At 34.9% G+C, this 24416-nt stretch carries 20 protein-coding genes; all 20 read right to left on the bottom strand.

The genetic code is table 11. The features are described from left to right. Nucleotides 1-159 precede the first annotated feature (159 nt). On the bottom strand, nucleotides 160-5721 hold the full coding sequence (locus tag HALHA_RS05845; protein ID WP_015326861.1) for a DNRLRE domain-containing protein: 5562 nt from the start codon (nucleotides 5719-5721) through the stop codon (nucleotides 160-162). Between the two features lie 187 nt (nucleotides 5722-5908). After that, complete coding sequence (gene pdxA / locus HALHA_RS05840; protein ID WP_015326860.1) at nucleotides 5909-6898, bottom strand: 4-hydroxythreonine-4-phosphate dehydrogenase PdxA; 990 nt, start codon at nucleotides 6896-6898, stop codon at nucleotides 5909-5911. A gap of 1 nt (nucleotide 6899) precedes the next feature. Then, a complete protein-coding gene (locus HALHA_RS05835) occupies nucleotides 6900-8201 on the bottom strand; it encodes a four-carbon acid sugar kinase family protein (RefSeq protein WP_015326859.1) in 1302 nt (433 codons plus the stop codon). An 18-nt stretch (nucleotides 8202-8219) separates the two neighbouring features. Beyond that, nucleotides 8220-9191 carry a 2-keto-3-deoxygluconate permease gene (locus HALHA_RS05830; protein WP_015326858.1) on the bottom strand — a complete coding sequence of 324 codons (972 nt, stop codon included), beginning with the start codon at nucleotides 9189-9191 and terminating at the stop codon, nucleotides 8220-8222. Between the two features lie 12 nt (nucleotides 9192-9203). After that, on the bottom strand, nucleotides 9204-10361 hold the full coding sequence (locus HALHA_RS05825) for a UxaA family hydrolase (RefSeq protein WP_015326857.1): 1158 nt from the start codon (nucleotides 10359-10361) through the stop codon (nucleotides 9204-9206). Nucleotides 10362-10385: 24 nt separating this feature from the next. Beyond that, nucleotides 10386-10682: a UxaA family hydrolase gene (locus tag HALHA_RS05820; RefSeq protein WP_245547400.1), complete on the bottom strand. Its 297-nt coding sequence runs from the start codon at nucleotides 10680-10682 to the stop codon at nucleotides 10386-10388. 316 nt (nucleotides 10683-10998) lie between these two features. Beyond that, entirely contained in the window at nucleotides 10999-12846 is a 1848-nt protein-coding gene (locus HALHA_RS05815) for a sigma-54-dependent Fis family transcriptional regulator (protein ID WP_015326855.1), read from the bottom strand. A gap of 153 nt (nucleotides 12847-12999) precedes the next feature. Then, complete coding sequence (locus HALHA_RS05810; RefSeq protein WP_015326854.1) at nucleotides 13000-14025, bottom strand: aminoglycoside phosphotransferase family protein; 1026 nt, start codon at nucleotides 14023-14025, stop codon at nucleotides 13000-13002. Continuing rightward, the gene (locus HALHA_RS05805; RefSeq protein ID WP_015326853.1) at nucleotides 14006-14725 is read right to left on the bottom strand and encodes a TIGR04282 family arsenosugar biosynthesis glycosyltransferase; all 720 of its coding nucleotides are present in this window, start codon (nucleotides 14723-14725) and stop codon (nucleotides 14006-14008) included. The genes HALHA_RS05810 and HALHA_RS05805 overlap by 20 nt, the downstream gene beginning before the upstream one ends. A 47-nt stretch (nucleotides 14726-14772) precedes the next feature. After that, nucleotides 14773-15462 carry a TIGR04283 family arsenosugar biosynthesis glycosyltransferase gene (locus HALHA_RS05800; protein WP_015326852.1) on the bottom strand — a complete coding sequence of 230 codons (690 nt, stop codon included), beginning with the start codon at nucleotides 15460-15462 and terminating at the stop codon, nucleotides 14773-14775. 1 nt (nucleotide 15463) lies between these two features. Next, nucleotides 15464-16492: an ABC transporter ATP-binding protein gene (locus tag HALHA_RS05795; RefSeq protein ID WP_015326851.1), complete on the bottom strand. Its 1029-nt coding sequence runs from the start codon at nucleotides 16490-16492 to the stop codon at nucleotides 15464-15466. A 27-nt stretch (nucleotides 16493-16519) separates the two neighbouring features. Further along, nucleotides 16520-17089 (bottom strand): ABC transporter permease, encoded by a 570-nt coding sequence (locus tag HALHA_RS05790; protein WP_245547398.1) that lies wholly within the window; start codon nucleotides 17087-17089, stop codon nucleotides 16520-16522. Between the two features lie 255 nt (nucleotides 17090-17344). Then, the gene (locus HALHA_RS05785) at nucleotides 17345-18211 is read right to left on the bottom strand and encodes an ABC transporter permease (RefSeq protein ID WP_015326849.1); all 867 of its coding nucleotides are present in this window, start codon (nucleotides 18209-18211) and stop codon (nucleotides 17345-17347) included. Next, nucleotides 18198-19460: an ABC transporter substrate-binding protein gene (locus HALHA_RS05780; protein WP_015326848.1), complete on the bottom strand. Its 1263-nt coding sequence runs from the start codon at nucleotides 19458-19460 to the stop codon at nucleotides 18198-18200. The genes HALHA_RS05785 and HALHA_RS05780 overlap by 14 nt, the downstream gene beginning before the upstream one ends. Beyond that, nucleotides 19460-20197 (bottom strand): TVP38/TMEM64 family protein, encoded by a 738-nt coding sequence (locus tag HALHA_RS05775; RefSeq protein ID WP_015326847.1) that lies wholly within the window; start codon nucleotides 20195-20197, stop codon nucleotides 19460-19462. The genes HALHA_RS05780 and HALHA_RS05775 overlap by 1 nt, the downstream gene beginning before the upstream one ends. Nucleotides 20198-20221: 24 nt before the next feature. Next, the gene (locus HALHA_RS05770; RefSeq protein ID WP_015326846.1) at nucleotides 20222-22741 is read right to left on the bottom strand and encodes an FAD-dependent oxidoreductase; all 2520 of its coding nucleotides are present in this window, start codon (nucleotides 22739-22741) and stop codon (nucleotides 20222-20224) included. 196 nt (nucleotides 22742-22937) lie between these two features. Then, nucleotides 22938-23258 (bottom strand): CGGC domain-containing protein, encoded by a 321-nt coding sequence (locus HALHA_RS05765; protein ID WP_015326845.1) that lies wholly within the window; start codon nucleotides 23256-23258, stop codon nucleotides 22938-22940. Further along, nucleotides 23258-23665 (bottom strand): CGGC domain-containing protein, encoded by a 408-nt coding sequence (locus HALHA_RS05760; RefSeq protein ID WP_015326844.1) that lies wholly within the window; start codon nucleotides 23663-23665, stop codon nucleotides 23258-23260. The genes HALHA_RS05765 and HALHA_RS05760 overlap by 1 nt, the downstream gene beginning before the upstream one ends. An 11-nt stretch (nucleotides 23666-23676) precedes the next feature. Continuing rightward, nucleotides 23677-24225 (bottom strand): YeeE/YedE thiosulfate transporter family protein, encoded by a 549-nt coding sequence (locus HALHA_RS05755; RefSeq protein ID WP_015326843.1) that lies wholly within the window; start codon nucleotides 24223-24225, stop codon nucleotides 23677-23679. Next, on the bottom strand, nucleotides 24191-24412 hold the full coding sequence (locus HALHA_RS05750; protein ID WP_015326842.1) for a sulfurtransferase TusA family protein: 222 nt from the start codon (nucleotides 24410-24412) through the stop codon (nucleotides 24191-24193). Before HALHA_RS05750 ends, HALHA_RS05755 begins: the two co-directional genes overlap by 35 nt. Nucleotides 24413-24416 lie beyond the last annotated feature (4 nt).

Below are 24416 nucleotides of genomic sequence, written 5' to 3'. Positions count from 1 at the left end.
TCAACGGCCCTACAATATACGTTGCTATAAATACTGATAACATTATTTGTATAGCTTTTTCATTAGACCACCTTGCACCAAGCTTTAATAAAACAAAACATAAAAATAGCTTGATAATTATATCGATTGATTTTTTTATAAACATTTTAATCACCTTCATTATCTATAAATTTTTCTAGCAATCCAAGTAGCTGCAGCCATAGCTGAACCCCAAGTAATACCATAAATTGCTTTATAAATTAGGCTATCTTGAAAGAATATACTACCTGCTGTTTGTATTATAGGAACCGGAAGATTAAAAACTGCAGCAGATGCTACACTCCATGCCCAATCATTAAAACTAAAATATCTGTGTGCATTCCACCATCCATAACGTCCAATTAAATAACTCCCATACCCTAAAGTACCATAGAATATAGCTTTTCCAATAAAATAAGTTGCCACTGATAAACCAAAATAACCACTTGGGTCAACATTCATCACAGGATTACCTTGACAATAAGCATACTTGTTTAAAGATTGAGGATTATCTTCAAAGCCTTGAAAAGTATCTCTAGTAATAAATCTTCCAATCTCAGCATTATAGTACCGAGCATTAAGATAATATAGTTCTGTAGATTCATCATAGTAATACCCAGCATAACGATGTGGGTTCTCAGCAGCCATCGTACCACTCTGAGAAATAATATTACCCCAGGCATCATACTCATACTCAGCTACTACAGCACCACTACTATCTGTTAAGCTCATTACATCTCCGTGACCATTAACATGGTAGTAATAAGTCTCGCCATTGTGAGTCATTGTCGCTGGATTTCCTTGCGCATCATAAGTGTATTCTCTTACGATATTATTATTCTCATCTGTTTCGTAGACTAGCTTACCTTGTTTATTATAGTGATAGTAAACTGTTCCACTAGCAGTAGTCTTACTCTTTCTTTTCCCTTTGTGATTATAAGTGAAACTAGCTATTGTCTGATCTGAAGAATCTTTAACTTCAATTAACCGATTCTTCGCGTTGTAGACAAAACTATTCTCTCCATTAGCAGTTAGGTTTCCGTTTTGATCATAGGAGTAGGCTTGTCCATCTACTGCTGTCAATTGATTAGCTGCATCATAACTATAGTCAGTCGTTGTTACAGTTCCATCATCTACTATCTTCTTCGTTCTGTTACCTGTGGCATCATACTCATAAGAGATAGTAGTTCCATCTAGTAGTGTTTCTTGGACTAATCGATTTAGCTTGTCATACTGATAACTAATAGTTCCATCTGTAGTAGTAACACTGGTTCGATTTCCATTAGCATCATAAGTGTACTCATACTTATCAAGTAAGCCACCATTAGCATCATAATTTCTGATTGCTGTTAATTGATTAGCACCATTATACTCTAAAGAAGTATAAGTTCCATTAGAACGGATGATAGTTGTTAGATTGCCTTCTTCATCATAGGCAAACTCCTCGATAGTACTACTATTTCTAGTTAAACCTACTAATTGACCAAGTGGATTATAATCTTGACCATGAGTTGCTGTTGTCGAACCAGCTGTTATAGTCAGTGCAGTAGGTTGGCCATTATTATCATAACTATACTCAAGACTATTAGTTGAACCTTCTTCTTGCTTAAGCAGTTGATTATTCTGATCATAAGTGTAAGTTGTAGTCTTTCCTGTATCACTATCAGTTACAGAAGTTAGATTCCCATTTCTATCATAGGCTAAACTCCACTGTTGGCTACCATTATAATCTATGCTATCTAGTCGGTTCAAAGCATTATACCCATAAGAAACTTGATTCCCATTCGGGAAGATAATATCTGTTTTGTTCCCATTCTTATCATACTCAAATTCAGTCACCTGATCCAGTGGATTAGTGAAGCTAGACACTTTATTAAACTCATTATAATCATAAGTTGTTTGATTATTTTTAGCATCAGTCACTGTAGTCCGATTTCCTGCCCCATCATAACCATATAATGTTTCATTCTGCTTAGCATCAGTAACTTTAGTTAATAGATTTCTATTATCATACTGATAAGCAGTGGTATTTCCTTGACCATCAGTCTGACTTGTCTTATTTCCGTAAGGATCATAGCTATAATCAACAGTATTTCCAGCCGGATCTTCTACACTAGTTACATAGTTTTTCCCACTATCATAGGTGTAAGAAGTAAAAGAGGCATTCTTTTCTAGTCTCATTGCATCAAACCAAGCTGTTCCTGGTTGATCATAATAGCAATAGTAGACATCAATTGAATCAAATGATTTCATAGGATTAATCTCGGCTGCAATATGCTGCCAACCTGCCTTAGTCTTATTAAAGGCATTAGCATTACTCCAGTCAACTGTTCCATCACTATAATTAATTGCTACCTGTAGGTTATAGTTACCACCATTTGGATCAGCAGCTACTTGTTTAGACCAACCAGATAAGGTTAGATTGGTAGTTGAGTCACCAGAGATATTAATCCGTTGTTTAAGATACTTATCTGTTCCTGCTTCTCCAGTCAGTTTAAAGGAATTCTGACCAGAATAACTATTATTGCTATCAAGTCCATCATTAGCAGCTAAATTAGAACTTACTGTCCAGCTATCAGGTAGCTCATTACTATCGCTATCTCTTTCAAATCCAGCATTCTCTACTAGATTATAAGCACTTACTACCGTTCCTTTTTCTAGTTGAATACCATCAAAGTAAGCAGTACCTGAACCAGCATTTAATCCTACTGAGACCCGAACTTTAGCTGTGCCTGTTGGTACTTGATCAATAATTGTATTGACTCGAGTCCAATCATGAGTTCCTTGCAGACCATAAGAAATTTCTTGATCTAACCAATTATCTTGGTCATCAAAGAATTCTAATTTAATTGTAACAGAGTTAGTAGTATTTACTGTTTTAACATAACCACTAACAGTATATTCATCTCCTGTTTGGTAAGGAATCATCTCTGAACTTACAATAGCCCAACCTGTTGGATCTGAAATGCTGACAGATTTAGATCCCAATTTAGCTGTATCTGACCAGGCAAAATTGGCTGTTGTCCCTGATTCAGTAGCTGTAGTCCAGTTATCAGCCCAGCTGTCTCCATTACTATCATTCTCAAAATTTGAATTAGCTACTAGGTTATTAGCAGCAGATATTGATTTTGTCTTGTACTTAACATTTCCTTCTGAGCTATATCTAGAAGCCGTAGCCTGCAAATTAGGAGCTATTGATTCTAATTGGTTATTATTTTGATCATAATCATAAGAACTTTCCTGCCCCTTAAAATCAGTCTTCTGGGTTAAATTATTATTACTATCATAAGCAAACTCACCTGTTTGCCCTTCTGGCAATTGCACTTGAGTTATATTACCATTATCATCATAAGTGTAAACATAAGCACTTGTGCCCTCTACTTGATTAGTATTCGCATCTTTCATTTCTACTAAATTATTATTATTATCATAAGCAAAGGTAGTTACTGCTTTCTGATTAGCATCAAGTGGATTTTTAGTTGTCTGGACAATATTCCCATTAGGATTATACTGATAATCAATTCGTCTACCTTCCCCATCAGTTACAGAAGTAATACTATTGGTCTCATCATAGACATAATCAGTAGTACTTGTTTCGGTCACTCCATCGATAGTAATTGGACTACTAATATCATCTACTCTACCTGACCCATCATAATTAATTGTAGTTGTATTACTTCGTTGGTCTGTGATAGCTGTTAAATTATGATTTGAATCGTAATCCAAATTAACTGCATTTCCTTCAGCATCAATTACTGTTGTCAGATTACCTGCTGGATCATATTCATAACTGATTGTCCGACTGCCAGGTAGATCAATACTAGAGACAAGACCATTAGTCCCATAATTAAAGTCTGCTGTCCTACCAGAAGGATCTTGAACTGAAGTTAAATCACCATTCTGATAAGTTAAAGTAGTTGTATTACCATTAGGGTCAACGATAGAACTAATCTTACCACTTGTAGTAAAATTCAGTTTAGTTCCATCGGCTTTAGTAACAGTATAGGTTCCATCAGCATGCTTATCAAGAGTTAGATAGATCCCACCTGCTGCTTCATAGCCACCGCCGACTTTCTGACCAAAGATATGGCGGGTGTTATCACCATCAATTAAGGTAATTGGGCCTGCACCGGCATCAACAAGCTGAGCTTCTAGGTTAGTAGTCCAACCATAACCAAAGATGCCTGCTATACTTGACTTACGACTATTATAAGTTCGTTTCAGATTAATCGGAATTCCTCTTCCCGGAATTGCAAAGTCCTTCTCTTGAAGAACTAAATTACCATTAGCTGGATTAACTCCATCCTTGGTATAACCCCAGAATTCTTCTTGACCGATTGGATCTACTGTATAATCAATTGAAATCTTAGGTGTATTACTACCACTATCTACAGTATTAAATCTTCTAAAGACTCCTGTTTCATCTTGTTGCTTTAACATGAAGCCATAATTAGCTTGTTCACTATTATACCAATCAATCATTAGATCAGTAATATCCCACTGCCAATATTGATTATAACTATTATCAGTTACTGTTGACTCTGGATTAGCTGCAATTGTCGGCTGCGTATTCCAAGTCACAGAATCTGTCCAATCACTTGTTACTCGATATAAATCAATTGAGTGATTTGTCATACTATCATAAGTTTGATAAACACTAAAACTAGCATTAGAAATTTTACTATCACTTGGTAGACTTGGTAAGAAAAACTTGACCAAAGAACGCATTTTACCATAATAATAAGCATCATTACCTGTATACATATCATTTAAACTAGAGTATGATGAATCAGGAAAACTACTAGCTACAAAAGAATCTCGCATCACATTCCAGTTATTAATAGTTGGGTCTATGGTAACTGGATACTTGGTAGCTGAATCCTCTAAAAATCCTTTATCCGCTACTACATCTATATATACTTTGCCAGCTTCTTTTCTTAGCTTGAGTTCTACTTTGGTAGAATGTTTCCCATTAGCATCTACCATATATGGTTTCTCAAAGTACCATAACTTTTCACCTTGCTGATTTACTAAATAGATCATACCATTATCTTCTTGTTTTGCCTCTAAGCCTTGCAACTTTAATTCAAAGGTGAAAGTGTTCTGACCAGTATACTGATTTAAAATAATATCTTCTTTTATTCCTGCGCCTTGAGCCTGATATCTAATGTCAGTATTATTATAGATATTCTGATACGTAATCTTATTATTCTTAACAGTACCAGTCACTTTCTTAGCCCCAATCGGAACAAAACTGACTCGTTTACCATTCTTTTCAATAGCTGCTATTCCAGTTTGTCCCGAACTTTGAGCAAAAGTTGCTTGGAAACCATTAGCCGTATTTTTAAGTCTGTCTTTCTTCTTAGCACTTACTTCTAAATTATTATTAATTTTTTTCCACTTATTATCTTCTGAATCCTTATAAAACTTAGGCTTTAGATAAATTTCTTCTGTAAAACTACCATCAGGATTAATATACCTCGTAGAATACCTAGTCCGTTTACTTTTCAATTCTTTTCTTGACTCTGGTGGCTGATCAGGCAATTCTCCAATATTCGGGGTAATATCCTTTTTCTTAGTAGCTTGATTAGGAATACTCGTCCTTGCTTGAGCTACAGATAATCCTACTACATTAAATAACATAAAAAATACTAAAATAAATGCGATAGATTTAGAAACTGATTGATATGAATTTGCTGACATCTTTTTTCTCCTCTCAATATTTGCTAGATATCCAAGTGCCTGTTTTACAATTATATCCTTAATCTTACATGAATTAGTTAACCATTTCAATGTTACTTTTTGCTATAATAACAGTTTTATATCTGAATTTATTAATAAATAACATTACAAAAAATAAAAAAGAGCCCTAATGGGCTCTAAATCTAAACTATTTATCAGCTAGCTTAATAGCTACTTTAACGGCTTCAACTAGGCTTGTATCATAGGCCTTACCTTGCCAAGCTATATCAAAGGCAGTACCATGATCAACAGAGGTTCTAATAATAGGTAAACCAGCCGTAATATTAACTCCACTATCAAAGCCTAATAATTTAACAGGGATATGGCCTTGGTCGTGATACATGACTACTACTATATCATACTCTCCTTCAACAGCTCGCACAAAGACTGTATCTGGAGGAATTGGCCCGGCAGCATTGATGCCTTGCTTATGACTGGTTTTAATAGCCGGAGTTATCTCTTCAATCTCGGCCTGACCAAAGATACCACTTTCTCCGGCATGGGGGTTTAGTCCTGCTACTGCTATCTGTGGATTGGCTATCCCCATTCTCTGTAATGTTTCATCAGCCAATTCAATAACTGTTTCTACCCTTTCCTGACTTATTGTTTGGCAAGCTTCACCAAGGGCCATATGAGTTGTAGCATGAATCACATTTAATTTCTCAGAATATAACATCATAGCAAAGTCATCAGTTTCTGTCATTTCAGCAAATATCTCTGTATGGCCAGGATATTTAAATCCTGCCTTATGAATTGCTGCTTTATTAATAGGTGCTGTGACTACTGCATCAATCTGATTAGCTAAAGCCAATCTAATCCCTTTTTTAACATACTCTACTGCTGCTCTTCCTGCTTCCTGTTGTACTACCCCTGGATCAAGTTCAGCTATCTTAATATTATCTAAATCTAAGACATTGACTACCCCTGCCGTAGCAACTACTTCATTAACATCTTGAACACTATTGATCTCAACTCCATAATTTAGTTCTTTCTTTACAGCTTCTAATACAGATGTATCTCCAATCACTAGATGTTGGCTCTGAAGTCTATTATTTGCAACAGCTTGTAGGATAATATCCGGGCCAACCCCTGCCGGATCACCCATAGTTATACCAGTTATAATCTTATCATCTGCCATTTTAGTTCCTCCTTTTAAGTTCTGCAATTATTTCTACTAGTGCTTCTTCATTTCCAAAAGCTCCTGCCTTAGTAACTACAGGAATCTGAGGTAGATCAGTTCCTAAAAATCTTCCTCTAGGAATTCCAGGTAGGATTTCATCTTTAATTACTGTTGCTTCTGCTCCAATTAAAGCAGCCGATTTAACAGCAATATCTCCACCAGTTAAAAATATCCCCTCTATCTTATTAGCCACATAAAAATACTTAGCAACCTCTCCTAAAAACCGAGCAATTCTATTACTGACCTCAATTCCAGTTAGACCATTTTTTTTACCCAACTGCTTAGCTTTAGCTACTAAATCGTTATCTTTAGCCGACCGAATAATTATATCCTGATCTGCTGTAATTAACTTATCAACTGCACTTATTACTCTATCTAGCTCAACTTGATAGTTATTTTGTAGCACATCTGCTAGCTGAATATCAATTACACTTAAATTATCCAACTCTTGTTGAGCATAATTGACCTGCCCTCTAGTTATATCACTGACACTACCTGCTATCCCTAAAATACTGCCTTTAGATTTAGTAACTTCTTCCTTTTCACTAGTAACTAAATTTAAGCCAACTGGGAGACTCTCAGCAAAGCCGGCTGAACCAACTAATAGGCAATCAGCTTCTAATAAATTTAAAGTAGCAGTAATTATCTCTAAATCTTTACTGGTAGTAGCATCTACCACAATAATCTCTGCCCCACTCTCAGCTTTTTCTTCAATCAACTGAACCAAATAATCTGCCCCTTTTAAAAGATCCTTTAGATTAATAGCTACTACCTCTTTAGTAGTCTGTTCTCCAATAATATCAGGAATATAAGAGCGATTAACAGGAGTTACTGGATCGTGAGCAATTTCAGTTTCTTCTAAAGGTACTCCCTGTACTAATTGATTCCCTCCAATTGTAGTTCGATCAGTAGCTGGCAGAGCTGGAGCAACTATTGCCAGCTCATAGCCTCCTGCTACTAAAGCACCTTCTATCTCTGCTCCAATATTTCCTCTTAAAGTAGAGTCCAACTTTTTATAAATATAATCTATTCCTAATTCTTGTAACTGTTGTGTTGCTTGGGCAACCTTTTTATAAGCAGTCGCTGGTTGATCAGCTCTGCTATTAGTATCAATCACCACTACATCAGCCTTATAGTCTAACTGATCAATAGTCTCTAATTGTGATGTAACTAATGTTTTTAATCCGGCTTTACTAAATTGAACTCCAGTATCATTGGCCCCAGTGAAATCATCAGCAATAACTGCTAACTTATTAGCCATCTCCTCCCCCTCCTTTTCTTATCCAGTTGTGATGTCTTCCTCTGATCCTGGAGCTATTTTTTCTTCCCCATTTACCTTCTTATTGACATACGCTGTTACCATTGGGGTTACTAAAGCAGTCGTAATTGTTGAAGCTGCTACTTGAGGAGTAGCTATAGTTGCTGCTGCTTTTAATGATGGGTCTGCAATAGCAACTGCTTTAGGAGTAGCTACTGCATTACCTGCTGTACTAGATGCTGCTGCACCTGCTAAACCACTACCTCCAGATGCTTTATCAGCCATAACATTAAAGAAACCACCTATTAGACTAGTCATTAGTCCTAATAAAACCCCAGGTAATCCAGCGGTAATTAACATACCAAAGTTAATACCTACACCTAGTGCAAAAGCAAAGAAAGGAATTAAGATTGGCCCACCTTTAGTTAAAAATTCTCTCATTTCAGGATCAAGATTCCCTAAAATCATCCCTACAATAATTGGTAATACTACTGCAACTAAAGTCATAAAAGGAATATTAGCAATTCCAGCTGTTCCTAAAGCAATCATGGTTAAAAAGGGCCCATCATTAACAGAGATAATAGCTATAGCTCCTACATCAGTTTTATCACCAAATTCTCCTGTTAAAGCAGCATATAAGCCTCCATTTGTATTAGTCATAGCTGCTATAATTGCTAAAGAGGAAAGTCCAAATAAACTATCCCCCATAAAATTAGCTACTATTAAACCAAGAGCCACACCTACTAAAAACTTAGTTGCTGTAATAACAGTTCCTTTGGTAATCGCTTTAGGAGCTGCTTTAAAGCTAATCCCGGCTCCCATACAGAGTAAAAAGGCACCAATTAAAGGTAAAGCACCTTCTTTGGTCATCCCAGTTGTAAAGCCCCCAATTTCTAAAACCTGAGGAAAAAAAGTATTAACAAAAGCGCCTAAAATTAAAGGTACCACCATCATTCCACCAGGTATCTTCTCAATTGACTGCTTAATCTTCATGATAATCCCCCTTTAAAAAGTTGAATTTAGTTTATGAATACCAAATTCTTGATGCCCTAATAACTCTGCCTTTGTCTTTTCACCATTACAAACATCAACCAAACTAGCAAAAATCTCTTCTGCCAAATCATCTATAGTTAAGCCTTGATCAATTATCTTACCTGCATTAATATCAATATTATCTATCATCTTTTGATAAGTCTGTGTATTACCAGTTACTTTAATTACAGGAGCAATTGGAGAGCCTGTTGGAGTCCCTCGTCCAGTAGTAAAGATTATTATCTGAGCTCCTCCAGCTAACATACCAGCAATTGATTCAATATCCTGTCCTGGAGTATCCATGACATAAAATCCTTTTTCTTCAACTTGTTGGGCATAATCTAACACACCATTAATAGTAGCAGTACCTGCCTTATAAATACAGCCTAAAGATTTTTCTTCAATAGTAGTAACTCCACCTTCTTTATTGCCGGGTGTTGGCTGACCTCCTCTTAGATCAACCCCTAAACTCATAGCTTTATTCTCGATCTGCTTTACAGTATTTAATAATTCTTCTTTTACCTGCTCATTAGCTGCTCTCTTAGCTAAAACATGTTCTGCCCCAATTAACTCTGTTGTTTCAGATAACATAGCAGTACCACCTAGTTCTACTAATTTATCCGAAGCTCCACCTACTGCAGGATTAGCTGCAATACCAGAAGTTGCATCAGTCCCTCCACACTCAATACCTAAGATAATTTCACTAAGGTCTGCTTCTTCTTTCTCCATTAGTACTAAATCATTAGCTAAATCTCTAGTTATTCTAATTCCTTTTTCAATAGCTTTTAATGTTCCGCCACATTCTTGAATAACTATTTTTTCAACTGGCTTACCTGTTTTAGTGATTCTAGCTGCTACTTCTGATGGCTCTGCTCCTTCACAACCTAAACCTACTACTAACACAGCTCCAACATTAGGATTTTTTCCTAAGCCAACTAATGTATTAACTGTTAAATCAGCATCTGCCCCCACTTGACAACATCCATGTTGATTAGGTAAAGCTATAGCTTCATTGATATGCTCTGCTATTCTAGCTGCTGTTTCACTAGCACAAACTGATGTAGGTAATACTAACAGATGATTTCTAACCCCTACTCTTCCATTGGCCCGTCTATACCCCTGAATCTTCACAACTACCCCTCCTATTTAATAAATTTAATCTATCATATCTCCACGTCCACGCTTACTGTCTAGGTTATGAACATGAACATAGTCACCTACATTAATATCTTGGTTTGCTGCTCCTAAACTTTCTCCATACTTAATTACATCTTCTCCTTTTTTAATCTCTGCTAAGCAAAACTTATGCCCAAATGGAATAGCTTCTGTAACCTTAATTTCTTTTGTCTCTCCCCCCATTCTAATAGTTACCTTTTCTCCTGTACTAACTTCCTCAACTACTGTTGCAACATTATCCTCTTTGCTCATCACTAACCCTTGTTTGCTCATCATTGGCCCCCTTCCTTAAGTTCTTAAAGTAAAATAACCACTTTATCTGGGTATAGTCTTCCCTAGATATAGTGGTTGCTTATAAAAATTATTATACTTATACACCTTATTTTTAATTATAAGTAATCTCATCAATATAATAATGCAATTACTATGCCAAAGATTTATGATTAATAAAATAAATTTAATTTTCTTGCTAAAAAGATATTTTTTCTTATATTATAGTAAAATATCCCTTTTGAAAATATTTTTTCTTCTTTGTTAAGTTTAATTTTATATAGTAGAGGTTTAAAATTTAAACATATTGTTTGAATTTTAATCACTCTTTTAGTTTTCTCCAGATAGTACTTCTAGTAATTCCCAATTTATTAGCTGCTTGAGTCTTACTACCTACCTCTGTAACTACTTGCTTTATTATTTCTTTCTCCATCTCCTCTAATGTTCCAGTTGCATTTATAGTGCACTGAAAAGTTTTAAAATCATCTTCTTTTTTAACTAGCTTAGCTAATATAAAATCGACCTCTTCCTTTTCTATTACTTTTCCTTTACTAGTTACAATCATCTTTTCAATTATATTCTCTAATTCTCTAACATTTCCGGGCCAATCATACTCAACTAAAGTCTTTATCACCTCTTTATCTACCCTAATTATTTGTTTGTTTAACTCTCCACTCTTCTTAACAATTAAAAAATCTAAAATAGCTTGTATATCTTCTCTTCTTTTTCTTAACGGAGGAATAGTTAAATCCAATACATTTAATCTGTAATATAGATCTTTTCTAAACCTTCCTGCTTCAATTTCTTCTTTTAAATTTTTATTAGTAGCTGCTATAATTCGCACATCTATAGGTATAATCTCTCTACCACCTAACTTCATCACTTCCTTTTCTTGAATTACCCGCAACAATCTAGCCTGTAAAGACTGATCCATCTCAGCTATTTCATCTAAAAAGATAGTTCCTTGATGGGCCAACTCAAATAACCCTTTTTTGCCACCTTTTTGGGCTCCGGTAAAGCTCCCCTCTTCATAACCAAACAACTCACTTTCTAATAGGTTAGTAGGAAGGGCTGCACAGTTAATTGCTACAAAAGGGCCAACCTTACGCTGACTGCAATTATGAATTCCTTGAGCAAATAACTCCTTACCAGTCCCACTTTCACCATTGATTAAGACAGTAGAATCTACTTGTCCATATCTATAAGCTAACCTTTTCTTATCTTGTATCTCTTTACTCACTCCTATAATATCCTCTAGCTTATATTGAGCAGTCAGGCCTTTTTTATTCAGTTCTTGTCTAATCTTTTGTTCTAACTCTTGTACTTTAGTAACATCCTGAAAGGTAGCAACTGCTCCTTTAACCACTCCGCCTACCTTAATGGGAACTCGATTAGTGGCAATTTTAGTCTGACCTACATTCTGTATTTCACCAACCTTAGGCTGCTTTTCTTTTAACACTTCTAATAATTTAGTACTAGGTATTATCTGATCTACTTTATTATCTATTACCTCAGCAGCTTGTTTATTAAATAGATTTTCTGCTTTGGGATTAAAAGCAGTTATAACTCCCTCTTTATCAATAGCAATAATTCCTTCGTGAGCTGAGTCTAAAATAGTCTCCAATTTTTCTTTCTTTTCTCTTTCTACTACAGTAGCCTCATAAACCTTCTGTGCTCTATAAATACTATTTAAAATAGCCTCCTTTCCAGATGTAATTAATTCATAATTTAAATTATATCCCTTAGCAGTCCTAACAGTTATTGTATCACCAATGATCGTCTTTACATTATTATTGACTGCTTCTTCTACCCTGCTTTCTACTTGTGATTCTTCTTCAATTTTATAATAGTCTATATTAATCCCAATCAACTCTGAAATTGCCTTAACACCATAAATTACATTCTCATAGCCAATGACCCCTATTTGTTCTTGGTGTTGTCTATACTTATAAAGGACCCTTAACAAATCATAGCCTGTTACATTGATCTCTACTACTGGTGCACTAATATTTTGTTTAATTAAAGAAGCTGTTCCTCCTCTACTAATAATTACTTCAGCGCCTTTGTTTATTGCCCTGTTAGCTACTTTAACTCCTTCTTTTAAATCTCCTACCATAGTCGTAACAAATAAATTATTCTCTTTAATAACTTGGTCACTTAACCGCTTCAACTTCCTATAGGGAGCAATTAAAGCTATGTTCTTTATTATAATCTCCTCCTTTATCAAGACTCATCTTTTGGTAATTAATTCTACATAATTGTTTAAATACCTTTATTTGTTAGTGTTCCAAAAAATAAAAAAGAGCCCACAAGGGCCCTAGTACTATATTAATTTTGGAAATAGATCTGCTAAAAACTCTTCTTGTAAATAAGCATCCATTGTTCTAAATGTATCCTCATTCTTTAGTAAACGATCAGGTTGTTGATACTCAATCCAGGCCATAGCTGACCAAGATATCCCTCGCATAGCAGAAAACTTATCAAATACATCTAATGCTTTCTTAATCTCTGCTAATTTTTCATTATCCAAACCTCGCTCATCACAATAGGCTTGTAGAAACCTTGCTCTATCTTCTTCAGTCAAGCGATAATCGGTCTTCCAGAGAGTTGTAGTTGGTACCATAAAGTGGCTTATATCCTGGAGAGGAGAAGTTACTAATGGTTTCTCCCAATCAACTAAATAAGCAGCTTTATGCTTATCATCAACTAAAAAATTACCAGAGTTGACCTCTGTATTAACAATAGAATAAGGCAGTAGATTCATAATTTCCTCTTCTTCTCTACGCAACTCATCTAACTTTGCTACCATTCTTTCTAAAAACTGCTTGATATTATCTTTACCTAATGGTGAATCAAGATAAATAGGGACTAACTCGGAAGATTCCTTCCAGATACCAGAGAGTGGTTTTTCTTCAACAATTAACTGGTGGTTTTGAGGAACTTCAACCTCATGAACCCGGGCCAATACCTGTGCTGCTTTAGTTAAGTCCTTTCTATAATCTAGACTTCTCCCTGGCAGATACTCCATCACTAACATCCCTAATGGCAGTTGATCACAAGTATCATCTAATAATAAAGGCTTGGGCGTTACTCCAGAAGGCTGTAAATAGTTAAGTGCTTGATATTCATACTTGATTTGATTATTTAGGTGCATTTGACTTCCTGTATTTAACCGGAGGACAAATTTATCCTCGTTACTCGTTAATAAAAAATTGATATTATATTCTCCTTGGGCCAAAAACGAAACCTGAGGAGTTGCTCTTAACTTCAATCTTTCTTGGAACTGATCTTGTTTAACATACTTTCTTACTTGCTTTAATAAATCCTCATTACTTAGCTTGCTGGCCATATACTTCTCCTCCTTCCAATTCAGTCTCTAATAGATTAGTTACTAAATCAGCTGTAGCTTGAGGATAAACTTCCCATTTACTATCTACGGTTAATTCCTGGTAAAGACTTACTAATTCCGGGTACCGATCTATATCAGACCAAGTATCTACTAGCCCATAACTTAAATCATGCTTTCTTATCTCCTTAATGGTAGCCTGTAAAACATTATTTTTACCAAATATAATATCATTAAATAAGAAAGAAACTGGCTTGTTAGTTCCTAACAGATAATAGCCACCATCTTGAGCCGGGCCAACTACTAGATCCTGCTCTTCTAGTTTCTTTATTGCTGCTAAGATAATACTAGGCTGTAAAGTAGGCAAGTCACTACCTAAAATAATCTGTTTCTCATTCTTTTGGGCTACATAATCTAAAGCATGATACATCTTATCTCCTAAATTACTACCTTGTTGAGCAAAAAAATGAAAATCATCTGCTACTAAACTATCAAACATATCTTTCTTACCTTTAGGTGTATAGGTTAAATATAAATTAATATCATTCCGTAGCTTACTAACCTCTATAAGCATCTGACTCAAATCCTGCAAAAAAGCTTTATGCAACCTAGCACACTGCTTTCCAGTCAAATGGGTCTGCAATCTAGTCTTAGTCTGACCAGGAATAGGAGCTCGACTCATTAAGATAATTCCGACTGACATAATCTCACCTCCCCCACTTATACCAGTTTACAATTTAGGGTTTGATTCTACCTCGCATCATGATATATCTCTCGTAACTTATATGGTTTTACTCCTAATAAATAAAGAAACTTAATCTTATGCATTAAAAAAATAGTCTTCCAGATACCAGACTCATGCCATCTGCGAGCCGAAGTATAGATCTTAGGCTCCAGCTGGACAAGTTTTCCTTCAGTTTTAGTTAACCTCCGAGAAAACTCCCAATCCTCCATTAGTTCTTGCTCTGGATAACCACCTACCTGAGAAAAAATATCAGCCCGTACAAAAATCCCTTGGTCACCAAAGATTAAGTTTAGGTATTTGGCCCGTAAATTAGAAGTCCAGGAAATAAACTTGAGAGGCCAAGCATCATCATTTATCTTAAAGTTAAAACAACCACCGATTACTCTTTTATCTTCTAAAGCATCGCCAATAGCTAATAAAGCATCTGTTTCTAACTGAGAATCACTGTGTAAAAAGAAAAGAATATCTCCACTAGCTTCTTTGGCCCCTACATTCATCTGATGGCCTCGTCCAGCTTGAGTTTGACAAACCTTATCAGCCAGTTTAGTAGCTAACTCAACAGTTTTATCTTGGCTACCACCATCAACAACTATAATTTCTTTTGCGCCAGTTAAATTATGAACCTGCTTTAAAGTAGTAGTAATTGTAGTCTCCTCATTTAAAACAGGTATAATCACAGAAATAAGTTTGCTCATTCTACCCCTCCATAAACCACATATTATCTAGATCAATCTTTAAACCAACCTTATCTCCTACATTAAATCTAGCCGGAGGTAAAATAGTTACTGCTAGATTTTGCTTCCCGATATCTACTTGGTATAAAATACGTTCTCCTACAAACCTTTTATTTATAATAGTTCCTGTCAACTTTGCTTCTTCTTTAGCAGTTAATTTAATAAATTCAGGCCTTAACATAGCTTCTATTTCTTCTCTAGGAGCTAACTTATTATCAATAGCTACTTCTCCATCTGAAAAAGAAAAAGACTCCTTAGTCAATCTTCCACTTAAATAATTAGCTGTACCAAAGAAATCAGCCACAAATTTAGTTACAGGTTGTTTGTATAATTCTTCAGGACTACCAACCTGCTCAATCTGACCTTGGTTCATCACTGCAATTTTATCTGCCATTAACATTGCTTCTTCTCGATCATGAGTTACAAATACAATAGTCATTTCTTCTTTTAGATGAATCTTTCTAATTAAATCTTGCATTTCACCACGTAAATTAGCATCTAAATTACTAAGCGGTTCATCTAATAATAAAACTTCGGGATTGATAGCTAAAGCTCTAGCTAAAGCAACCCTTTGCCTTTGGCCCCCCGATAATTCAGCAGGTGAGTGCTGCTCATACCCCGTTAGATTAACTAAATCTAACAGTTCTTTAACCCGTACTTGCTGCTTTTGATCAGAAACATGACGCATCTTTAAACCAAAAGCAATATTCTCAGCTACATTCAAATGAGGAAATAATAAATAATTCTGAAAGACTAAGACTGCTTCTCGTGATTCAGTTGGAATATCTATTACCGACTCTTGATTAAATAATAAATCACCTTGATTTGGAGCTAATAAACCAGCTATTATCTTTAAGGTTGTTGTCTTCCCACATCCTGACGGGCCAAGTAAAGCAGTTATCTCTCCCGAATTAATAGTCAAATCTAATCCATCAATTACTACTTCATCTGCAAAACTCTTCGTTAAATTATTTAATTTGATTTCTACCATTATCGATCTCCTTACTAATTTATATCATTACAGATAAAAGTGATCATTTGTTCTCTCTTCATCTTTAAATAAACGCTCCATTACTAGAGTAAATACTAAAGCAGCTACTATAAATACTACACTATAAACAGCAGCTAACATCCTATCACCACTCCTAACTAGTGGAAATAAAACCATAGGAAAACTAACTACTTGGCCACCTCCAATTAAGAATGTTAAAAAATACTGACTAAAAGAAATTATAAAGACCATTATCCCGGCAGAAAAAATACCAGGATAAATTAAAGGTAGTGTAATATGAATAAAAGTCTGCCAACCACTAGCTCCTAATACTCGGGCTTGAGCCTCTAGTTTGTCCCCTAAAGCCTCAAAAACATGGGTTAAAATCCGAATTGAATAAGGAATAGTGGGGATTAAATGAACAATAATAACTCCTAACAGTCTATCACTTAAACCAAATTTAATAAAATTAATATGAATCCCCATTGTAACTGCTAAAGGAGGTATAATAATTGGTGCTAATACTAATAATTTAATCAGTTCTTTTCCTGCAAAGTCATATAATCCTAATGCTTTACCAGCAGGAATACTAATCACTAAGGCCGCAATAGTAACAGCTATTCCAATTATAAAACTAATCTTTAAAGCCGCAAAAGCTTCATTAACTGGATTAAGAAAATACTGCCACCCTTCTAAACTAAAATTCTGTGGTATTAAATGAGGCCAAGACCAACTATTAGTAATAGACCATAAACTTAAGATAATTAAGGGTATAATTAAAATAAATACTAAAGCATATACACTACTATACCTAATTACTTTAATTCCATTTTTAATCCTTCATCCCTCCTTTTAACATAGTATTAAATCTAATAATTTTTTATAAATATAAATTAATCCAAAGCAAATAACAGTTAATGTAATAGCAATTACCATAGCAATCGGACGTTGACTCAAATCAGAACTAATATAACTTTGATAAGCCATAACAGGTAGTGTTTTAGGATAGGTTGGCCCTAATAAATAAGGAATTTCAAAAGCACCAAAAGAAAAAGCAAATACAATAATAAATGCTGAACCAATACTAGGCAATGATAAGGGAAAATAAATATTCCAAAATATCTGGTGGCGATTGGCCCCTAAATTAGCAGCTACCTGACTAAAAGAGTTATTAATATGCTTTAAGACTGTATAAGTTACCAAAGCAACAAATGGTATCTCTTTCCATAAATAAACTAGTATAATCCCCATCCCCCACGAATCAAAAACTAAAGCAGGAAAAGACTTCAACTGCTCTATTAAATCTAATTTATATAATAAACGAGATACTAATCCACTTTGAGTAAAAAATAAAAAAACCAATAAAGAAGCAACAATATGAGGTACAATAATAGGTAACTTATAAATAAGCCGCACTAACTTATGCTCTTTAGGTAATTTAACTAACTGATAAGCTAAAAAAACGCCTAAGACTACAGCTATAACTGACGACATAAAAGATATATATAAACTATACTGTAAAGCATCTAAAAACTCTGGGCTAGATAACACTTTAATGTAATACTTTAAAGTAAAATTATTAAGACCTAAAAGTGGAAAGTAACCAAAGCTTTGGGCCAAAGCTAAGGTTACTCCACCTAAAAATAAACCAACTAAAATAGTCAAGGCTGGAAATAATAAAATATATGGTTTCCAAAATGAATAATTATTTAGCTTCACTATTTATACCTACTATCTTTTGCCATTCTTCTTCAATAACTGGAACTAAATGGGCTGGTAACTCAGGTACACTATGGGTAGATAAAACCTTTTGTGATAAAGTAGCCCGCCCTACTTTTATATTATCTAATTTTTCTTGTTGGCCCTTACTTAACTTATCATAATCAAAGACTGGCAAAGCTCCCCAGTTTTTTGGTCTATACTTAGAAAGTTGAGCTGCAAAACTCTCTAAATAATTTACTGTAACTAAAGCTCCACTCTTATTGGGGGCATTAAATGGTATAGCTAAAAAGTTGGTATTAGATATTGTTCCTTTCTCTAACACAAAAGTTCTAGCAGAATCAGGATATTTTCCCTTAATGATCTGCCGTGTTGCTTTACTAGGGTCATAGCCCATACTCATCAAAACTTCCCCATCCGCAAACATATTATCTAACTGAGCTATAGTAGCTGGATATGTCTCTCCCTGACGCCATAAATATGGTTCTAGTTCAGCTAATAAATTAAGAGCTGGTTTGATTTTTTTTCTTACCTTTTCAATTGGCATATCATAGTATTGCTTATATCCACCTGTCACCCGATAAATTACGTGGCGTACAAAAGCACTACCAGTAAAATCTGGTGGAGCAGGATAGGTAAATTTCCCAGGATGTTCTTTAATCCAGCTAATTAACTGGTCAAAATTAGTCGGATAATCTGTTTTAGCTTTATCATATACAAATACGAATTGTGCTCTACTATAAGGTGCTTCGTATCCCTGGGTTGGAAAACCAAAATCAGTTTTATTAGTCTCAGCTGTTGTATCTATATACTTATGATAATTAGGCAGCTTATTAACAAATGGTCCCCATAATAAATCTTGTTTCATAGCTGTTTTAAAGTTTTCACCATTAATCCATAGTAAATCAATGCTTCCCTCTTCTTTTCCTACCTGTTTTTCTGTTAGTAATTTATTTAAATAATCATCAGGCCCCATTGGGACTCGATTTAAATTAATATTATACTTTTCTTTTAATCTTGTTGCTACAATAGAATCAACCCAGTGGTTTATAGTTCGACTACCGCCCCACATATAAAAATTAACTGTTGATCCTTGAGCTAACTGAACTATTTTTGACCAATCTTTTTGTGATACCTTTTCTTGCTTAGTTTCTTCTTCACCAAAGATCCACCAAGCTCCAGCTGTGACTGAAAAAATAAATAATAAACTAGTAGTTAAAATCACAGCAATATTTTTCTGCTTTAACATTACACACCCTCCGTCTCTTCTTCATCTTCTAAATCTTCTAGTACATCTCCACCACGCTTTTTCTTAAGCCATTTAGGAATTAAAGAAATACCAAATAATACTACACCTGCTACTGCTAAATACATAATAATTTTGACTGGACTGCCACCAGAACTAACTGCTCCTCCGGCAAAAGAAAAAGCTAGACAACCTGGTAACATAAATACAAATGTAGCTACTGTATAAGAAAGTAAATCAATACTTGTTAAAGCATAAACATAATTTTGAACATTATATGGGAAAATAGGTACTAGCCGCGTTAACATTAAAAAACGCCAACCTTCTTCTTCAACCCCTTGATCAATCTTTTGTAATTTAGGATTATTCTCTACCATACCCTTAACCATATCACGAGCTACATACTTACCTGCTAAAAAGGCACAAACTGCTCCTATAGTTGCTCCAAAAATAGTATATAATGTTCCCATCCAAGGGCCAAAAAGCAAACCACCTACTAATCCTAAAGCACCACCTGGTAGTAAGAAAATAGCCGATGCAATCCACATTAAAATAAATACAACAGGTCCCCAAAAGCCTAATCCATCTATAGCTGATTTTAACAGTTGAGGGTTCTTAAAATACTTCATATACCCCAGCTGATTAATAACCAAAATAACAGCCGCAATCACTGCAACAAATACAGCTACTTTTTTCCAATTACCTTTTTTCTTCTCTTGCACCTTTACTTCTTCACTCATCTTTATAACCTCCCTATATATTAATTACTTAACTTTTTTAGCCTTTCTTTTAGCTCTCCAACGTTTAAACCACTGCTGAAGTGGATTATCAAGTCCTTTGGCTCCTGCTTTCCAATTATCTCTAAAGATAAATTCAAGTAAATGATAGGCTGGTTTATCAACCATTGCCATAGATTCTCGACAAGCAGCACAATAAGTTACAACTTCTCTATCAGTCTGACTAGCTCTTCTAGCCATTACATCAGTTGATAAATCTTGATTAGCTAACAGTACCATACCACCAAAACCACAACAACGAGTATCCTCACGATTATGTTCAAACTCATCAATTTCTAACCCTAAATCTTGAGCAATATTTCTTACACTCTCGTGAATTTTAGGGAAGTGACGTGCTGTACAAGAATCATGAATAGCAATTGTCTTACCTTCAGCTACCCCCTTACGTTCTTTAGGGATTCCAATCTCATCTAATACTTCATATAATGGAGTAACCTTAATATCATCTGGTTTATGATCAATAATATTATGCGTACAATCTGGACAAGCAGTAATTATTTCATCTGCTCCTAACGCTCGTACATCAGCAATTAAATCTTGAAATCTATTTTCAAATTTATCCTCTTGACCTACCATATTAGTCGGTGCACCACAACACTTTAAAACAAATCCAGTCCCTGGTAAATTATCTTGTAAGTACTGGTATGTCTCCTGTACAACATCCGGTGCATAAGATGATAAACTACAGCCTGGGAAGAATACTCTCTTGGTCTCACCAGCTTGCTTATCATTAAGTTTTGTCGTAAAGAAACTAGAAAAACCTAACGGTTGGTGGAATTTAGTAACAGGGTTGTGACCTTCAAGGGGCCCTGCTCCTTGTCTAACTAACTCTCGTCTAATCTGTAAGAAGATATCAGCTAATTCAAATTCATTGGGACAATAAACTGTACAAGTATCACATAAATTACAGAAATAAGACATATCTATATTATCTTCAGGATTATCTAGTAACTTCTGCATTAATTCTTTAGGGTGTTCACAATAGTCATCTAAGAATTCACATTCACCAACACAATCTTTACATTCACATTGTAAACAACGATCTGCTTCACGTTGAGCCTTTGCTTCATCAAAACCTAACTCTACTTCCTTAAAGTTACCTTTTCGCTCTTCTATAGGCAACATCTCCATCTTAACTCGTTCTTTACGGGGCTGATCTACCTCTTTATCTAACCAAGTTTCATAACTACCTTCATTCTCTCTATCTTCGTAAAGATTTTGGCTCTTTAAGTAACGATCAATGGATATAGCTGCTTTTCTACCATGAGCCATAGCCTCAATAGCTAGTAATGGCCTACCAGCAACATCTCCACCAGCAAATACATGCTCCTTATCTGTTTGCAAAGTAATAGCCTCAGTATCAACTTTACCACCACGATTCAATTCAATAGCAGATTCTTCTAAAAATTCAGATTGAGCACTCTGACCAATAGCAAAGATTACATTATCAGTTTTAATCTCTTTTAAATTATCTTGATCATAAGTTGGATTAAAATTACCATCATCATCAAAAACAGAAACACATTTCTTAAATGTGATAGATTCAACTTTATCATCACCATTAATCTTTTCTGGTCCCCAACCACAATGCACTTCAATACCTTCTTCTTCTGCATCTATAACTTCCCATTCGTGGGCTGGCATTTCTTCTCTTTGTTCTAAACAAACTATTTCTACCTCTTTAGCTCCTGTTCTCCAAGCAGTTCGAGCTACATCCATAGCTACATTACCGCCACCAATAACAGTCACTTTCTCACCTAAATCTATTTCATCATAATTTTCTAAGCCAGCCTTTTTTAGTAAATCAACACCTGGCTTAACACCATCTAAATCAGCACCATCTAAAGGAAGCATAATACTCTCATGAGCACCAATCGCTATAAATACTGCATCATAATCTGCTTCTAATTTTTCAAAAGGTAGATCTACACCTACTTCAGTATTTAATTTAATCTCAACCCCTAAGTCTTCTAAAATACTATACTCTTGGTCAATTACTTCATGTGGTAGTCTATAAGCTGGAATACCGACTCGTAACATCCCACCAACTACTGGTAGCTTTTCATAAATAGTTACCTGGTGACCACTCTTACGTAAGTCATAAGCTGCCAAAGCACCAGCTGGACCAGCACCAATAACTGCTACACTTTTCCCTGTCTTAGCAGCAGTAGTTAAATCCCAATTGCTTGGATTATCATGATCTGCAACAAATCTTTTTAAATTTTTAATTGATAAAGCCGCCTCCACATCTTGTCGCTTGCACTCTTCTTCACAAGGATGAGCACAAACTCGACCTAAAATTCCTGGAAAAGGTGTTGTGTCTCTAATTAATTCAAGAGCTTGCTTATACTCTCCTTTTCCAATTAGATCAACATATCCTTTAGCATCAATATGTAAAGGACAAGTTGCTACACAAGCAGGTGGAGCATCTCCCATACAATCATCAATAACTTCATTCATCTTGCTTACTACTTCTTCTGATAACAAGATAAAACACTTCCTTTCTATAAGATATAATTTTCACAATATTACTTGTTAGTATTATTATATCTCTCAATTAGAAGTTTGTCTTTATCTTCACGAAATAAGTTTTAACGCTTTTTTTGTGTGTTTATCACAAAAGCAACCATTTAAAAGAAACTATAGCTTATTAATTAAGTATTTTTTTGTGGTATACCACTATTTACAAATAAATTATCTGCTCCTCACCTACAACTTGAGCAAGCGAATCTTTAATAGCTGCTGTATAAGGACAATTAAAGTCTGAAGATTCTGTATTAACAATACAAGAAGATAAAGCTATCTTATCAGCTCCATCTTGTAACATTTGCTTGGCCCTTAAACCAATCTTTTTTCCTGAGCATCCTCCACAAGTAGTTATTCCTACTAACTTTACTTTAACCACATTTTCTAACTCACTTTTTCGCTCTTTAATAGTCTCTAGACAGTTTATTGTTCCACACTGATTTTCTTTATTAAAACAACGAATTAACCCTAATTTCATTATACTTTCATTCCTTTTTTAAAAATTTTATCTAAATTATTACTCTTAACCCGCCCCCATAGTATTTCTAACCACTTACTAGAATGAGTCCAGTCAAAAAATATAACTTTATTATCCACTTGATTGATACTTTCTTCTATAGTTGCTACATGGGGACATGGATAACCTATTGGCGTCCCTAATTTTATACAAGATGCTAAAGCAATAGCGTCAACATCATCTATTATAGCATTAATCCGACTCTTAACTTTACTTGCAGGACATCCTCCACAAGTTACCATAGCTGTTAAATCAATCTTTTCTTCAATATCTTTAAATGCTCCTTCTTGATTAGCTATAGACTCTAAACAATGTCTTCCACTACAATTATCTTCAGTCTGTAAACATCTAATAAGCCCTAACTTCATTTCTCTGCCTCCTAGATAAACCACTTACTTAAAAGTTTACTACCACAATAAATCCCTAATATACAAAATATTAGATACAACCATCCATTGATTGCTAAAGAAGAAATAGCACTATATAAGCCTCCAATATTACAACCAATAGCTACTCGAGCCCCATAACCCATCAACCAACCACCAACTAACCCTACTATAAGCTGCTTTTTATTTTTGACTCGCTTAAATTTGAATTTACGGGCCAATAAAATAGCTATTAAACTACCTGTTATTATTCCTAAATTAGAATAAGTATACCGGTCTAATAAAGGAGGAATATAACTATAATAATCCCATACAGCCCAATCTTTTACATTTAATCCACACAACTGTAAAAACCAAGCCCCACAACGAGCAAAACCAGTTGTAATTGCCCAATACTGACCAGTTAAAAGAATATATATAATATTAAATATAGCTAATAATAGTCCTCCTACCCAATAGGGCCAAGGTCTCTCAAATACTCTACTTGTTATCTTTACCCACCAATCATTATTTTGCTTTGGTGATTCTAATTTGCCATTCACCAAAGACCACCTCTTTAATTTCTACTTGATAGCCTTTCTTTCTAGCCCATTCGGGAACATTAGTCGTAGCACAAGTATGATCTATCTCAATACATAATTCTTCTCCTATTTTTAATTCCTTAATCTTTTTTTCTGCTTTCATTAACGGGAGAGGACAAGGTTCACCAATACAATCTAACTTCTTCATAGAT

The sequence above is a fragment of the Halobacteroides halobius DSM 5150 genome (genome assembly GCF_000328625.1).
Classification (GTDB): domain Bacteria; phylum Bacillota; class Halanaerobiia; order Halobacteroidales; family Halobacteroidaceae; genus Halobacteroides; species Halobacteroides halobius.
This window is presented reverse-complemented; position numbering and strand designations above follow the sequence as displayed.

Coding starts and splice junctions, on each gene's coding strand:
- HALHA_RS05845 (WP_015326861.1), bottom strand. CDS start 5,721: ATGTCAGCAAATTCATATCAATCAGTTTCTAAATCTATCGCATTTATT.
- pdxA (WP_015326860.1), bottom strand. CDS start 6,898: ATGGCAGATGATAAGATTATAACTGGTATAACTATGGGTGATCCGGCA.
- HALHA_RS05835 (WP_015326859.1), bottom strand. CDS start 8,201: ATGGCTAATAAGTTAGCAGTTATTGCTGATGATTTCACTGGGGCCAAT.
- HALHA_RS05830 (WP_015326858.1), bottom strand. CDS start 9,191: ATGAAGATTAAGCAGTCAATTGAGAAGATACCTGGTGGAATGATGGTG.
- HALHA_RS05820 (WP_245547400.1), bottom strand. CDS start 10,682: ATGATGAGCAAACAAGGGTTAGTGATGAGCAAAGAGGATAATGTTGCA.
- HALHA_RS05810 (WP_015326854.1), bottom strand. CDS start 14,025: ATGGCCAGCAAGCTAAGTAATGAGGATTTATTAAAGCAAGTAAGAAAG.
- HALHA_RS05805 (WP_015326853.1), bottom strand. CDS start 14,725: ATGTCAGTCGGAATTATCTTAATGAGTCGAGCTCCTATTCCTGGTCAG.
- HALHA_RS05800 (WP_015326852.1), bottom strand. CDS start 15,462: ATGAGCAAACTTATTTCTGTGATTATACCTGTTTTAAATGAGGAGACT.
- HALHA_RS05795 (WP_015326851.1), bottom strand. CDS start 16,492: ATGGTAGAAATCAAATTAAATAATTTAACGAAGAGTTTTGCAGATGAA.
- HALHA_RS05780 (WP_015326848.1), bottom strand. CDS start 19,460: ATGTTAAAGCAGAAAAATATTGCTGTGATTTTAACTACTAGTTTATTA.
- HALHA_RS05775 (WP_015326847.1), bottom strand. CDS start 20,197: ATGAGTGAAGAAGTAAAGGTGCAAGAGAAGAAAAAAGGTAATTGGAAA.
- HALHA_RS05765 (WP_015326845.1), bottom strand. CDS start 23,258: ATGAAATTAGGGTTAATTCGTTGTTTTAATAAAGAAAATCAGTGTGGA.
- HALHA_RS05760 (WP_015326844.1), bottom strand. CDS start 23,665: ATGAAGTTAGGGCTTATTAGATGTTTACAGACTGAAGATAATTGTAGT.
- HALHA_RS05750 (WP_015326842.1), bottom strand. CDS start 24,412: ATGAAGAAGTTAGATTGTATTGGTGAACCTTGTCCTCTCCCGTTAATG.